The organism is Duganella sp. Root336D2 (genome assembly GCF_001425005.1).
Classification (GTDB): domain Bacteria; phylum Pseudomonadota; class Gammaproteobacteria; order Burkholderiales; family Burkholderiaceae_D; genus Rugamonas.
Map to the genome: position 1 here is coordinate 55634 of NZ_LMDB01000001.1, position 13005 is coordinate 68638.

Consider the following 13005-nt stretch of genomic DNA (forward strand, 5'->3'; position numbering starts at 1 on the left):
GGCGTCGGACTTGCAACGATAATCAAGTTTAACCGCTAGCATCTACACCAATTCTCACCAGCTGCCCTTGCTGCGCAAAATACAACATCAACGCGCCGCTGTCACTTCGCGATCGCCAGCGGCGTTGAAATTTAGGGGGCACGTCCCGCCAAATCTGGGTGCCAGCACCAATTCGGACATCGCAGCATCCACCTAAAGTGCTCGACATGCAGCAGCGCCACATCGCGCAGGCGGCATGTTCACCTCACCTTCACATACCCGATATCCAAACCAGGAGTTTCGCAATGGATGCCCAAAACAACGCTTCCGCCATGCAATCGAACCAGATGTTCCCAACGCTGCCAGACGCCCTCGAGATGCCGGCGCCTCAATCGGCTGCCGACATTCACCCGCATTTTCCCGGCCCCGGCGAACTGGTGAACCCGGAGTTCATCAAGATAAAAAGTGTGCGCCCAGGTTGCTACCTGCTGAACTACACCCCGAGCGGCATCGGCCTGGTGACTTACGACGGCACGATGCGCGTTGAAAAACATGCAGGCGGACGTACCGCGAGCGGCGACCTGTACCAGCGCCCGGTCCTGTTCCTGCCGCTGAAGAGCGCGCTGCCGGCCGACCTTGCACGGCCACTGCTCCTGTCGGGTCCCAATCCCGCCAGCGGCATTCCCATCCTGTCCCGCAGCCGCTATCGCTATTACCTGCGGGTCACCAAGATCCTGGAGAACTTCACCTTCGGCAACAGCTTCACGCTGGGCTTCGAGATGTGGCGCTTCACCAAGAATCCCGGCGCCTGGAATACCGGCGGCACCTGGAGCAAGGAAGAGTTGACGGCCCAGATGACATGGCAGGCAGCGCCAGCCGGCTTCCCTGAGCCGAGCCACTACCTGGCAGGCGACGTCAAAAACGCTTCCAACGTGGTGGTCGGCCGCCTGACGATGGGCTGGGTCTCCGACTTCCTGCGCAAAGCGACCATCGAAGTGGACCGCGTCAGCCAGTCCGAAGCCGTCATCAGCAACGGCGCGGGTGTGGACTGGGCTGTGATCGGCAAGAGCGTGGACTGGAACATCACCGCGATCCAAAGCAACAATAATGTCGTCGAGCCGAGCGGCATCTCATGGTCTAACGGCGAAGCCCATGCCGCAATGCTGGCCAAGCGCGACGCGTCCAACCTGGATGTCGAATGGCGTTACCATGTGCTGGCCATGCGCCGTCTGGACGAAACCGAACGCGGCATCATGTACGACAACAGCGGCACGGACTCCAACAACGTCCCGCGTGAAGGCTGCGCCATTTCCTCACACTGGACCATGCCGAACACAGCGGAGTGGGGCACCGTTGCAGGCCAGCGTTTCGGCACGGCTGCTGCGCCATACTTCCGCACCGCGGTGCACGAAATCGGCCATGCCATGGGCCTGTACCACAACACCGCCGATAACGGCTACCTGTGCACCACCGACGTGATCGCCTCACGCTCGCTCAATCCGGGCAGCCTGCAATTCCCGGCGAACATCCAGTGGTCCTATAACCCGGATGATGCGAAGCGCCTGCGCCATATGCCGGATATCTACGTGCGTCCTGGCGGCCTTCCGTTCGGCACCTCCTACGGTTCGACCCCGATCAGCCCAACCGACATGGAACTGGAAATCGACGGCCTGAGCATGTTCGTGATGCCTGTCGCCAGCGCAGTTCCGATCGGTGCCCCGGTTCGCCTGAACATCACGCTGCAGAACCAGACCAGCGCCCCGATCGCCGCACCAAACACCCTGAGCATGAAGAGCGGTATTGTGCGCGGCAAGGTGATCGACCCATGCGGCACCATTCGCACCTTCGCGCCCATCGTCATTTGCGTGGAAGACGACCAGGTCCAGCCACTGGATGCGCAAGACACGGTGGAGCATTCCCTGACCCTGCTGCGCGGCGGCCAGGGCGCGCTGTTCCCGATGCCTGGCGCTTACCGGATCATCGTGGAAGCCCGCTGGGACAATGGCGGCCTGGAATGCACCTGCACCGGCGAAAACACGGTCATGGTGACTTCCGCAGTCGACCAGGCGCACGCCGAGGCGGCGCTGAAAGTGCTGTCGACGCCGGATTCGCTGCTGTCGCTGGCTATTGGCGGCGACCACCTGCACGAAGGCTTGGCTGCGATCGATGCAGCGATTGCCAACCCGGTGCTGCGCCCGCACTTTGCCTACGTCGAAGCCAAACGCATGGCGACTCGTTTCCGTGAACGTAAAGCCGACTTTGCCGCCGCTGCCAAGCTGATCGACAGCAGCACGGTCATGAGCCCAGCGGAATTGAAGCGTGCTGCGGCTTGGGTGAAGGACGCAGGCCCAAGCACGGCGCCAGGCAAACAATTGGCCAAGGAGCTGACCAATAAGGCCAAAGGGCTGAAGATCAAGGATGGGCTGAAGGATCTTGCAGAACCGGCTTGACGCATGGGCAGGGGCTTCGGCCCCTTGCTGTTGTTAGCACCGGATGCATTTGTAATCAGAAAGGTGAGAAAGTGCGCAATTTCAGAGATTAATATCGGAATATAGTGAGCCGATGGCGGGACAGCATTAAGGGGAGAGAAATGAAATCAATGCTTATTCTTAGTTGCCTGTTGTCAGCCGTTGCTATAGCTCAGGAACAGTCGTTGCCTCGCGAGGCTGCATCAATCCCCACACTGAGAAATGCCGAGAAATTTCCGGGAAAGACGAAAAGCTATGAAACTGCTTTAGAACGAACAGAGGGTCAATCGTTGGCGGATCGCTTTCGCATGGCCGAGAGAACGAAACCGACGTTGGAGGTTCAGTTCACTAACGCTTCAGCAGCAAAGGAGCGCCTACAACTGCTGCCGAGACAAAGCTACACAAATGCTGCAACCTTGGTTAAGCACCAGCAGCTGGTAGGGCAGTTCCAAGCGAGTGCAAAATTTGTGGAAGAAAGGCAGGCCCGATACAGCCGCGTTGACCTCGCGATGACAAAGTACTTATTAGCAAATGCGAACGTCGAAGCGATGCAACTGGAATCGAAGGCGTTCACGAAGTCAGGCGGGATCAATGATGCCGACCTCGCAGCGCTACGCGACGCTACTGTACCGTTACACTCAATGCAAGCCAGGATAAGTCAAGGCCAGGAACCGCTGCAACATCGTGATATCAAAGTAATGGTTCTAGTCAGCGAAACAGATGCCAAACAGATGTCAGGGTTGCGAGTCTATGCGTTGCCAAAGGACATGTTCCATCATCCGGAGAGATTTCCCGTAGAGCTGGTTGAAGACCTGCTGGTTGAACTCTCGTTTGAAAAGCTGGCATCGCCATCTGAAGCCCACATGCCAGTCAGTGACCTGCGTGTTTGGGTTGGACCCAAAGACGCCTTCAAGGCGATGCTTCCGTTAATTCGGGGTGGAAAGATTCAGTTTGCTCCGGTACACGCGAATATGGCATCGACCGGTCCCGCTGAGCTGACTTTCTACGAAGGACAAGTTGTAAAGTTGGATCAGGTGGGGCGGTGAAGGCGGGAAGCCCGTTCGCGGGCCCAATTGCAGTCATTAGTGCTGGGGCCGCGCTGGTGTGCTCTACCTTCGCCTTATTCGGCTCAATTCTCAAAGACCTACTTCCGCAGATGAATGGCGCCGATCGGACGGTCAATTTTGTCGCGCTTGGGACTCTGGTCGTGTTTCTTTCGCTGATGCCATTTATCCGAGCGAGGAGCAGAGTTGTTACGCAACGCTTATGGGCCGCCGTCGGAATTTTATGCTGTGTAGGTGCAATATTCCTCTACTTTTCATTCGACGAAATGGCACTCAAGTATACGTTCAGGTATCCCAATGGCGTACCTGAGACTGCGCAGCGGTTGGTCATACGAGGTGAGTACCATGCAAAAGGTAAAGAACTGCTGGCAGGCCGAGATGTCGCTTCCGCAGTAGCCGCCCTTGGGGGCGTAGACACCGTTTTCGGGTTTAGTCTCCTGTGGGAGAAGGAGTCACGTGACTACATCATCAATCGCTTTGTGCGCTACTATGCCGCAATTGTATTTCTGATCACCACCGCCCTATTTACTGTTGTCATCGTTGTCTGGAGAAATCTGAAGGATAAGGAAATAAAGCACACTGATTAAGACCCACATGTTGGCTTAGACGGCAATTTCACTCATCGTCACTTATAGGTGTTTGCGGCCACCGGACCGTTTATCGGAACTCAAGCGCCCATCAGTCCTTGGCCGCAGACCCGGATGGTTTGCCCGTTGATACCGCAAGCGCCGGGGGTGCAGAGGAAAGTCACCAGTTCTGCGACGTCGCGCGGCTGGCCGCCCTGGGATAGTGAATTGAGGCGACGGCCAATCTCACGCGTCAGGAAAGGCACTTTCCGGGTCATCGGCGTCTCGATGAAGCCTGGTGCGACCGCATTGAAGGTGATCCCGCGCGCCGCATGCAAGGGCGCATGCGCTGCGACGTAGCCTATCAGGGCCGCCTTCGATGTGGCGTAGTTGGTCTGGCCAAAATTGCCCGCGATTCCGCTGATCGAAGACATGCAAACCACGCGGCCGTTCTCCCGCAGCAGTGCCTCATCCATCAGCAGCTTGTCGATTGCTGCGATGGCCGACAGGTTGATCTCCAGCACCTGATCCCACTGGCGCGCTTCCATTTTCGCCAGGGTTCGGTCGCGCGTAATGCCGGCGTTATGCACGACGATGTCGACGCCGCCAAAGTTCTCCCTGATGAATCGGGCAAGCGCTGCCGGAGTTTCAGGTGCAGCGATATCGAGCGCCAGCGGCGAAGCGCCAATCCGGCTTGCGACGACATTCAATTCGTCGGCGGAAGCAGGAATATCGAGTGCCACCACTTTGGCGCCTTCTTGCGCCAGGCGTTCAGCCGTTGCCAGGCCAATGCCGCGTGCCGCACCGGTCACCAAAGCGAGTTTGCCGGCCAGGGTTGCGGTTGAGGGCAGGGCGCCTGGCGCGGAAGTTTCGGACGAGACATGGACTGCCTGGCCGGAGACGTAGGCGCATTGAGGCCCGCAGAAGAAGCGCACCACGCCGTCGAGCCGGTCCAAAGCCTGTGGCGTCACGCTGGCCAGGTTCGCTGTCACGCCGCGCCGGCCAAGTTCCTTACCTAGCGAACGGACCAGTCCTTCCAAACCGCGCGCCACGGCTGCTGCTAGGGGATCCGATGCGGCACTGAAAGGCGGAGCAATAAGAAGGACGCGTCCATTGCGTGCGATGCAACTTATGTGTTGATTAAACGCGCAATACACCGCGCGCAAATCGCCGACAGTCCGGCAGCCCGTAGCGTCCACCACAAAGATGTCGATCAATTCCGTCGCTTCCTTTGCGCCGGCAGCTTGAAGCGCGGCGGCAAGTGCGGACGAGGCGTAAGCTCCCTCGGCCTTCGCGAGCAAATACGACTGCGAAATGAAGGGCTGCGCGACATAAGCCGCCGCAGAGCGCCGCAACTCCGTCGGATTAGGCAGGCCAATGGCGCGGACAATCGGCCCGATGACGGGCCAACGGTTAATCTTGATCAGGGTATCGGGCATGTTCGATTTCAGGGCAAATTGACGTGTTGAGGCGCGACTATACTACCGAACCGCGGAAAACCGATGGGCAACTGCCTCTAGCCCAATGACGTGTAGAGCGCACACACTATGGTTTTTGTGCCAATCAAACGCTAGATCTGCCGTGTCTAAGTGATAATGCTGGCTCAATTAATTGTGCCGCATGGCAATAAAATAAGCTAATGATGAAAATGACAACTGCGTCCCCGAGGGCGCGAATTCTGGCGGCAGCTCTGACTGTGGTGATCGCGGGTTGCGGCAGCGGTGGTTCCGAGTCATCCAAGCCGTCAGTGCAGCCGTCCACGACACCAACAACACCGACGACTCCAACAAATCCAACGACGCCGACGACGCCGACCACTCCAACCACGCCATCTACCGGCGGGACGACGGCGATTAACGTTAACAGCAGGGCGGAAGTGGCCGCTTTCTACGACGCCACCATGCTGCCCGCGTTTTCGGTTCCCATGCAGTGGACGGGTTCAACCCAGGGCTGTGTAGCCGGTACCACCTCTGCTGAATATAAGGCGGCGGTCGTTAATACGGTGAACAGCTTCCGCGTGCTGGCTGGACTGCCAGGGAACGTCTCCCTGAATCTCACGCATTCTGCGATGGCGCAGCAAGCGGCCTTGATGATGGAAGCAAATTCGCAGTTAAGCCACTCTCCGCCATCTTCGTGGAATTGCTACACGGCAGACGGTGCGACCGCAGCGGGCAGCTCCAACCTGGCACTGGGCAACGCAGGGCCAAATGCCGTGCGCGCGTATATTGTCGATAACGGCACGCCGAGCCTGGGACACCGCCGCTGGGTGCTCTATTCGCGCCTGGGCGAGGTTGGCACTGGCGACACTACGCGGGCCAACACTTTATGGGTATTCGGCGGCACCGTTGCCGCACCGGCTGGTGTGACGGAAACGGGCATCGCCTGGCCATCACGCGGCTATGTGCCTTGGACTTCCAAAGTGGCCGACCCAAGCCACCCGTGGAGCTTCTCCTTGCCCGGCGCGGATTTCAGTGGCGCGAGCGTGGCGATGAGCAACGACCAGGGCAAGGTGCTCTCCGTCGGCAGTGTCGGTCCATTGCCGGACGGTTATGGCGACAACACCATGAACTGGAAGCTGACCGCTGACGCAAGCGAGTGGTCCCGCTCGCCGTCCGACACCAAGTTCAATGTGTCGATCAGCAACGTAAAAGTCGGCGGCCAGGCCAAGTCGTTCCAGTACAGCGTTACGTTCTTCATCCCTTGAACAGTGGACTTGCTGGCACAGTACAAGATGCCTGAGGGCCAGCTACGTCCGTGATCTGATGCTGGATCGTGCCAGACCTGTAGTGCGCCACGTCCGGCGTATTTTAGGTGGAGCAGGGCGCCAAAGTTAGGTACTAGCACGGATCACCGAGGCTGACTATCTCCGTAAAGTTCAGGACATCCCACCGGGCAGTACCAGGGGGGCATCTCGAACCAACAACGGAGATACATCATGGGAATGGGCATTGAATGGGTCATGAAGTACAACGGGCGTGCCGCAGACGTCTCAAATACCAAAGCGGCAGCTGAAGGCTTCTACAATACGCTCCACGCGGTCCGCCAATTCGCCTGGGGCGACAACTCGGCGTGGGACAGGGATTTTGAACAGCAGGGCGCCGGCAGCCCGATGTCCGGCGGCGACAGTTCCTGGGCGGACAATGTCGACATCGCATTCTTCGCGGGTCACGGCAATTCGCAGGGACCGATCTTCGGCACCACGATCGACAGCGGCCAGGCCACGCCTGGTGAAGTGCGCCTGGGCGATATCGATCTAGAGTGGATCGCTTTCCATGCCTGCCAGGTCTTGCAGCGCGAAGGCGTGTTTGACCGCTGGGGACCTTCTTTCACCGGCCTGCATTACATGCTGGGCTTCGATACCGTGTGCCATGACGAGACCAACCGTGGCCGCTACTTCGCCGACCACCTCAACAACGGATGGCGCGTGCGCGACGCCTGGATCGCGGCCGCCCAGGAAACCGAAGGCTCCGACTGCCGTTGGGCCTACCTTCGGGCCGACGCCAGCGGCACCAATACTTATGAGGACCATTGGCACGGCAAGGGCTTTGTCTCGTCCGACCCCGATGTTCCGGCTATCCATTACTACCTGCGCGGCGCTTGCTAGGAGATCCTCATGAACTACGAACTGTTTACCTTCCCCAAAATGCCAGCGCAGCAATCGGTATGCCTGTTACGTCCACGCCGTATCGAAGGCGCCGCGATGGACCTTGCCAGCAAATTTGCCGAACGTTTCGGCGTGCAAGCACGGCCGCAGGATATGGGGGCGCGCATGATTGCACGCGACGAGCGGTCTTCACTGGAATATTTCGTGGCCACCGGCTCGGTGCGCTACAGCACCCGTCCAGGCCAGAAAAGTGAAGCAGAATACCAGCCACGCCTGCCCGACGAAAAGGAAGCCATCGACCTGGCCATGAAAAGACTGCGCGAGCTCGACCTGATGCACAGCTCCGCAGCCGTGCATTCAGTCACGGACTTTGAGTACAGCTTCCGCAAGGCCGGCGACAAGGAAGAAACCGTGTTTCCGATTGCGCGCCAGGTGAATATGCGCTTCAAGGAAGCCGGGCTCCCATGCTTTGGCCCGGGCGCCAAAATCCAGGTAGCGCTCGGTGAAGGCGGCAACATGGACGAGCTGCTACGGTTCTGGCGCGAAGTCGATGTGGCCGGTGAAGCGATAACGCTCTCACCAGACCACCTGACGGACATCCTGATGCGCGATGAAAGTTTTGCACAGCTGCGCGCTGGTGAGGCTTCAGTCCAGTTCCATGACTGCCAGGTTGGTTTCTTTGCGCTGCCTCCGCGCGAAGTGCAGGGCATGATCGTCCCGGTATTCGCACTTTCCGGAACCGTGTCGACCCCAGCATTGCCGCGCTACGATTTCATGCGCTATGTGCCGGCCGTATCCGTAGAGACAAAGAGCCGTGCCGGGATGACGGAGTTGCGCGCAATGGCAGCGTATTAATCGACGATGCCATCGTAAGCCCCTTCGACCTCAGGAAGGGGCGACCCGACGATCATTTGCAATCACATAAATGAGTCGACTCAATCCTTGTTACAACGGGATAGATCCCGGGAACAGACCATATTTTTGCGATTGGACATGTTCATTAAGTCAAGGCGCTGCCGTTGGGGCGTCATTGCCCGGCATAGTGCACGGCGACTATATACTGCATTTGACATAATATAGATTATGCGAAGTCTTGCAACGCCGCAGCACTGTCCTTGCTTGGTTCAAATGTCATTCCTTAGGGCCGTTCGGAGTTTCCCACACTTCCTTCAGGCCGGACACCAATGCGTCAAAAACCGTTTTGCAACGCGCACTTTGGCGTAGATCGGAATGCATGGTTACCCATGTCGTCATCGTCATGTTCATTTCTTTAGCCAGGACCCGCACCAGCTTTTTATCCCGAGCCGCCAGTCCAACCTGATACCCGCCAATGCCTGCGCCGGCACGAACCAGCGCCATTTGCGCCAGATTGCTGTCGCAGCGGTACGCGAATCCTTCGCGCTTCCATCCGCCCAATTTGGCACTGGCCGACCGCAGGAATGGCGTCTCCATATCAAATCCGATCAGGCTGTGGGCGGCCAGGTCGGCCAAGGTTTTCGGCGTGCCGCGGGCCGCCAGATAATCTTCGTGCGCATAGAATCCCAGTGCAACCTCGCCGACGCGCTGCGCCAGTAACAGATCCTGCTGCGGCTGCGTCATACGCACGGCGATGTCGACCTCCCGGCCAAGCAAATCCTGGACTGCGTCGTTGAGCACGAGTTCAATCGCCAACTCCGGATATTCAGCCCGAAGCGGCGCCAGGATCAACGGCAGGATCTCCACGCCTACAACTTCGCTTGCGGAAATGCGCACGGCGCCGCGAACGGCGTTGTGGCCTCGGGCGCTGCGTTCAATCGACGCGGCGGCGTGCTGCATTTCTTCGAGCTGATTGCGCAACTGCAATGCAGCTTCTGTCGGCTGCAGCCCCGATTGGGAGCGCGTAAACAGGGCCAGGCCGAGGCTGGATTCCAGCTCGGATATGTGGCGGCCGACAGTCGGCTGCGTCAATCCCAGGGATCGGGCGGCGCCGGATAGCGACTGGGCGTTCAAAACATGCAGGAAGCTTCGGTAAAGATCCCAGGGAATCGAGGTTGTCATGCAAATTTGTATAGCCGATGAAAAGCTTTAGGGAATTTTCGTTTAGTCTGAGTTTGGCCATAATTTGCCTCATAGTCAACTTAACGGAGCAAATCATGGAAGCTAAATCGGTATTGGTTCTCGGCCCTAGCGGTGGTATCGGCGGCGAAATGCTGCGTCAGCTCGTAGCGCAAGGCTGGCGAGTTCGGGCGCTGAAGCGCGGCCTGGGCACAGCAAGCCGGCTGGCAGATGGCGTCGAATGGGTCGAAGGCGACGCGTTGATCGCGCACGATGTACGCAGGGCGTCTGAAGGTTGCGCAGTGATCGTCCATGCGGTGAATCCGCCTGGCTATCGCGGCTGGGGCCAGCAGGTTTTGCCTATGATCGAAAACACGATCGCTGCGGCGGCTGCGCAAGGTGCGACCGTCGTCCTGCCGGGAACCGTCTATAACTACGGTCCCGACGCTTTCCCGGTCCTGCATGAGGATTCGCTGCAGCGCCCTCTTACACGTAAAGGCAAGATTCGCGTCGAAATGGAGCAGCGCCTGCGGGAGGCAAGCGAGCAAGGAATGGTGCGCGTCATCGTTGTCCGTGCGGGTGATTTCTTTGGTCCCGGTGCGCGCAATAACTGGCTTTCGCAAGGCATGATCCGTCCCGGCGAAGTGCCCGCCGAAGTAAAACTGCCCGGCGCGCCTGGTGTTGGCCATCAATATGCCTACTTGCCGGACGTGGCGGCCACCATGATTGCGCTACTGGATAAGCGCGATGAACTGCCGGTCTTTGCCAGCTATCACATGGCCGGCTATTGGGACCATGACGGCACCGGATTCGGACAGGCAATCCAGCGCGTGGTCGCCGCCCACGGTGCGAAGCTGCCGAAGCTGAAGGCCTTTCCCTGGTGGCTGATTCGTCTCGCCGCACCGTTCAACGAGACCTTGCGGGAAATGATGGAAATGCGCTACTTGTGGCTGCGTGCTGTGCGGATGGAAAACCAGAAGCTGCGGCAAGTGCTCGGCACCGAACCGCATACTCCACTGGAAACCGCCCTCACCCGCACGCTTGGCAGCCTTGGCTGCCTTCCTTCCGGCGCTTAGTTCGACTTGGCCGCTGCCTTGGCGCGCGCCGCGTGCAGTTTGCGGTAGCTGTCGATCTTACGCTGGTGCCTGTCGAGCCCTTCCAGCTTCATGCTGGTTGGGGTCAGGCCGTAGAAACGCACGCTGCCGTCGACCGAGCCGATTACCGCATCCATCTTCTCGTCGCCGAACATGCGGCGGAAATTGACGACGTAATCGTCCAGTTCCATCTCTTCGTCCAGCAGTACTTCCAGCACTGCGCTGAGAGCCTGGTAGAACAGGCCACGGTCCAGCGTGTTGTCGTTGTACTGCAGGAAGGACTCAACCAGCTCTTTTGCGGCTTCGTATTCGTTGAGGGCGAGGTTAATCAGCAGCCTCAGTTCCAGGACCGTGAGCTGGCCCCACACGGTGTTCTCATCGAACTCGATGCCGATCAGGGTGGCGATATCGCCGTACTCATCAAGCTCGCTGTTTTCCAGGCGTTCCAGCAATTCGTCCAGGCCATCGTCATCGAGGCGATGCAGGTTCAGGATATCGCTGCGGAACTGGAGCGCCTTGTTGGTGTTATCCCAGATCAGGTCTTCTACCGGGTAGATTTCCGAATAGCCGGGCACGAGGATACGGCATGCAGTCGCGCCAAGCTGGTCGTAGACCGCCATGTAGGATTCCTTGCCTAGGTCCTTCAGGATGCCGAACAGGGTTGCGGCTTCTTCTGCATTCGAGTTTTCGCCTTGGCCGGAAAAATCCCATTCAACGAATTCGAAGTCCGATTTGGCGCTGAAGAAGCGCCAGGACACGATGCCGCTGGAGTCGATGAAGTGCTCGACGAAGTTGTTTGGTTCCGTCACAGCGTTGCTGACGAAGGTCGGGCGCGGCAAATCGTTCAGGCCTTCAAAGCTGCGGCCCTGCAGCAATTCGGTAAGGCTGCGTTCCAGCGCGACTTCCAGGCTCGGGTGGGCACCGAACGAGGCGAACACGCCGCCTGTGCGGGGATTCATCAGCGTCACGCACATGACCGGGTAAGTTCCGCCGAGTGATGCATCCTTCACCAATACCGGGAAGCCTTGCTCTTCCAGGCCCTTGATGCCGGCCACGATGCCGGGATATTTCGCCAGCACTTCCTGCGGTACGTCCGGTAATGCCAGTTCGCCTTCCAGGATTTCGCGCTTGACCGCCCTTTCGAAAATCTCGGACAGGCATTGCACCTGGGCTTCCGCCAGCGTGTTACCGGCGCTCATGCCATTGCTGACAAACAGGTTCTCTACCAGGTTGGTCGGGAAGTACACCACCTCGCCGTCGGACTGGCGCACGAACGGCAACGAGCAGATACCACGTTCGACCTTGCCGGAATTGGTGTCGTACAGGTGCGAACCACGCAGTTCGCCTTCGGGGTCGTAGATCTTGCGGCTGTATTTATCCAGGATTTCGGCCGGCAGCGCATCCTTGCGGCCAGGCTTGAACCAGCGCTCGTCCGGGTAGTGTACAAAGTCGGCATTGGCAATGTCTTCGCCCCAGAATTCACCGGCGTAGAAATGGTTGTTGCTGATCCGTTCGATGTACTCGCCCAGTGCGGACGCCAGCGCGCTTTCCTTGGTCGAGCCCTTGCCGTTGGTGAAGCACATCGGCGAATGCGCGTCGCGAATGTGCAGCGACCATACGTTGGGAACGATGTTGCGCCACGAAGCGATTTCAATCTTGATGCCGAGGTTCGCCAGCAATCCGGACATATTGGCGATGGTCTGTTCCAGTGGCAGGTCCTTGCCGGGAATGTAGGTGGTTGTGCCGGATCCGGCATCAAGGGTCAGTAAAGCCTGCGCATCGGCATCCAGGTTTTCCACTTCCTCGATGATGAATTCCGGGCCGGCCTGCACCACCTTCTTGACGGTGCAGCGGTCGATCGAGCGCAAAATGCCCTCGCGGTCCTTCGCCGAAATATCCGGCGGCAGCTCGACCTGGATCTTGAAGATCTGCTGGTAGCGGTTTTCCGGATCGACGATATTGTTTTGCGACAGGCGGATGTTTTCGGTCGGAATATTGCGAGTTGAGCAATATAACTTCACGAAGTATGCCGCGCACAAGGCCGACGAAGCCAGGAAATAGTCGAACGGGCCAGGCGCCGAGCCGTCCCCTTTATAGCGGATTGGCTGGTCTGCGATGACCGTGAAATCGTCGAATTTGGCTTCCAAACGAAGCTTATCGAGAAAGTTGACCTTAATTTCCATGGGAATGTTCCAA

At 58.6% G+C, this 13005-nt stretch carries 10 protein-coding genes; 7 read left to right on the forward strand and 3 right to left on the reverse strand.

Annotated features, from left to right (window positions below; genetic code table 11):
• Positions 1-284: 284 nt before the first annotated feature.
• The 3 genes from ASD07_RS00205 to ASD07_RS00215 all read left to right on the forward strand — a co-directional run bounded on the left by ASD07_RS00205 (position 285) and on the right by ASD07_RS00215 (position 4098).
• Complete coding sequence (locus tag ASD07_RS00205) at positions 285-2429, forward strand: hypothetical protein (protein ID WP_055923438.1); 2145 nt, start codon at positions 285-287, stop codon at positions 2427-2429.
• Positions 2430-2569: 140 nt separating this feature from the next.
• Positions 2570-3493 (forward strand): hypothetical protein, encoded by a 924-nt coding sequence (locus ASD07_RS00210; protein ID WP_156397791.1) that lies wholly within the window; start codon positions 2570-2572, stop codon positions 3491-3493.
• Entirely contained in the window at positions 3490-4098 is a 609-nt protein-coding gene (locus tag ASD07_RS00215; protein ID WP_055923442.1) for a hypothetical protein, read from the forward strand. Before ASD07_RS00210 ends, ASD07_RS00215 begins: the two co-directional genes overlap by 4 nt.
• Positions 4099-4178: 80 nt before the next feature.
• On the opposite strand, the gene ASD07_RS00220 is transcribed toward ASD07_RS00215, so the two are convergent.
• Positions 4179-5516, reverse strand: coding sequence for a 3-oxoacyl-ACP reductase (locus ASD07_RS00220; protein ID WP_055923444.1), 1338 nt, complete (start codon positions 5514-5516; stop codon positions 4179-4181).
• 437 nt (positions 5517-5953) lie between these two features.
• On the opposite strand from ASD07_RS00220, the gene ASD07_RS00225 reads away from it, so the two are divergent.
• The 3 genes from ASD07_RS00225 (at position 5954) to ASD07_RS00235 (ending at position 8536) form a co-directional block, all read left to right on the forward strand.
• On the forward strand, positions 5954-6781 hold the full coding sequence (locus tag ASD07_RS00225) for a CAP domain-containing protein (RefSeq protein ID WP_055923446.1): 828 nt from the start codon (positions 5954-5956) through the stop codon (positions 6779-6781).
• Positions 6782-7012: 231 nt separating this feature from the next.
• Positions 7013-7681 carry a DUF6345 domain-containing protein gene (locus ASD07_RS00230; protein WP_156397792.1) on the forward strand — a complete coding sequence of 223 codons (669 nt, stop codon included), beginning with the start codon at positions 7013-7015 and terminating at the stop codon, positions 7679-7681.
• 9 nt (positions 7682-7690) lie between these two features.
• Positions 7691-8536: a hypothetical protein gene (locus tag ASD07_RS00235; RefSeq protein ID WP_055923451.1), complete on the forward strand. Its 846-nt coding sequence runs from the start codon at positions 7691-7693 to the stop codon at positions 8534-8536.
• Positions 8537-8812: 276 nt separating this feature from the next.
• On the opposite strand, the gene ASD07_RS00240 is transcribed toward ASD07_RS00235, so the two are convergent.
• Positions 8813-9718, reverse strand: a complete 906-nt coding sequence (locus ASD07_RS00240; RefSeq protein ID WP_055923454.1) for a LysR family transcriptional regulator — start codon at positions 9716-9718, stop codon at positions 8813-8815.
• Between the two features lie 95 nt (positions 9719-9813).
• On the opposite strand from ASD07_RS00240, the gene ASD07_RS00245 reads away from it, so the two are divergent.
• Positions 9814-10791 carry an NAD-dependent epimerase/dehydratase family protein gene (locus ASD07_RS00245; RefSeq protein ID WP_055923457.1) on the forward strand — a complete coding sequence of 326 codons (978 nt, stop codon included), beginning with the start codon at positions 9814-9816 and terminating at the stop codon, positions 10789-10791.
• On the opposite strand, the gene ASD07_RS00250 is transcribed toward ASD07_RS00245, so the two are convergent.
• Positions 10788-12992, reverse strand: coding sequence for an OsmC domain/YcaO domain-containing protein (locus ASD07_RS00250; protein WP_055923460.1), 2205 nt, complete (start codon positions 12990-12992; stop codon positions 10788-10790). The genes ASD07_RS00245 and ASD07_RS00250 overlap by 4 nt on opposite strands.
• Between the last annotated feature and the right edge of the window lie 13 nt (positions 12993-13005).

Coding starts and splice junctions, on each gene's coding strand:
- ASD07_RS00205 (WP_055923438.1), top strand. CDS start 285: ATGGATGCCCAAAACAACGCTTCCGCCATGCAATCGAACCAGATGTTC.
- ASD07_RS00210 (WP_156397791.1), top strand. CDS start 2,570: ATGAAATCAATGCTTATTCTTAGTTGCCTGTTGTCAGCCGTTGCTATA.
- ASD07_RS00220 (WP_055923444.1), bottom strand. CDS start 5,516: ATGCCCGATACCCTGATCAAGATTAACCGTTGGCCCGTCATCGGGCCG.
- ASD07_RS00230 (WP_156397792.1), top strand. CDS start 7,013: ATGGGAATGGGCATTGAATGGGTCATGAAGTACAACGGGCGTGCCGCA.
- ASD07_RS00235 (WP_055923451.1), top strand. CDS start 7,691: ATGAACTACGAACTGTTTACCTTCCCCAAAATGCCAGCGCAGCAATCG.
- ASD07_RS00240 (WP_055923454.1), bottom strand. CDS start 9,718: ATGACAACCTCGATTCCCTGGGATCTTTACCGAAGCTTCCTGCATGTT.
- ASD07_RS00245 (WP_055923457.1), top strand. CDS start 9,814: ATGGAAGCTAAATCGGTATTGGTTCTCGGCCCTAGCGGTGGTATCGGC.
- ASD07_RS00250 (WP_055923460.1), bottom strand. CDS start 12,992: ATGGAAATTAAGGTCAACTTTCTCGATAAGCTTCGTTTGGAAGCCAAA.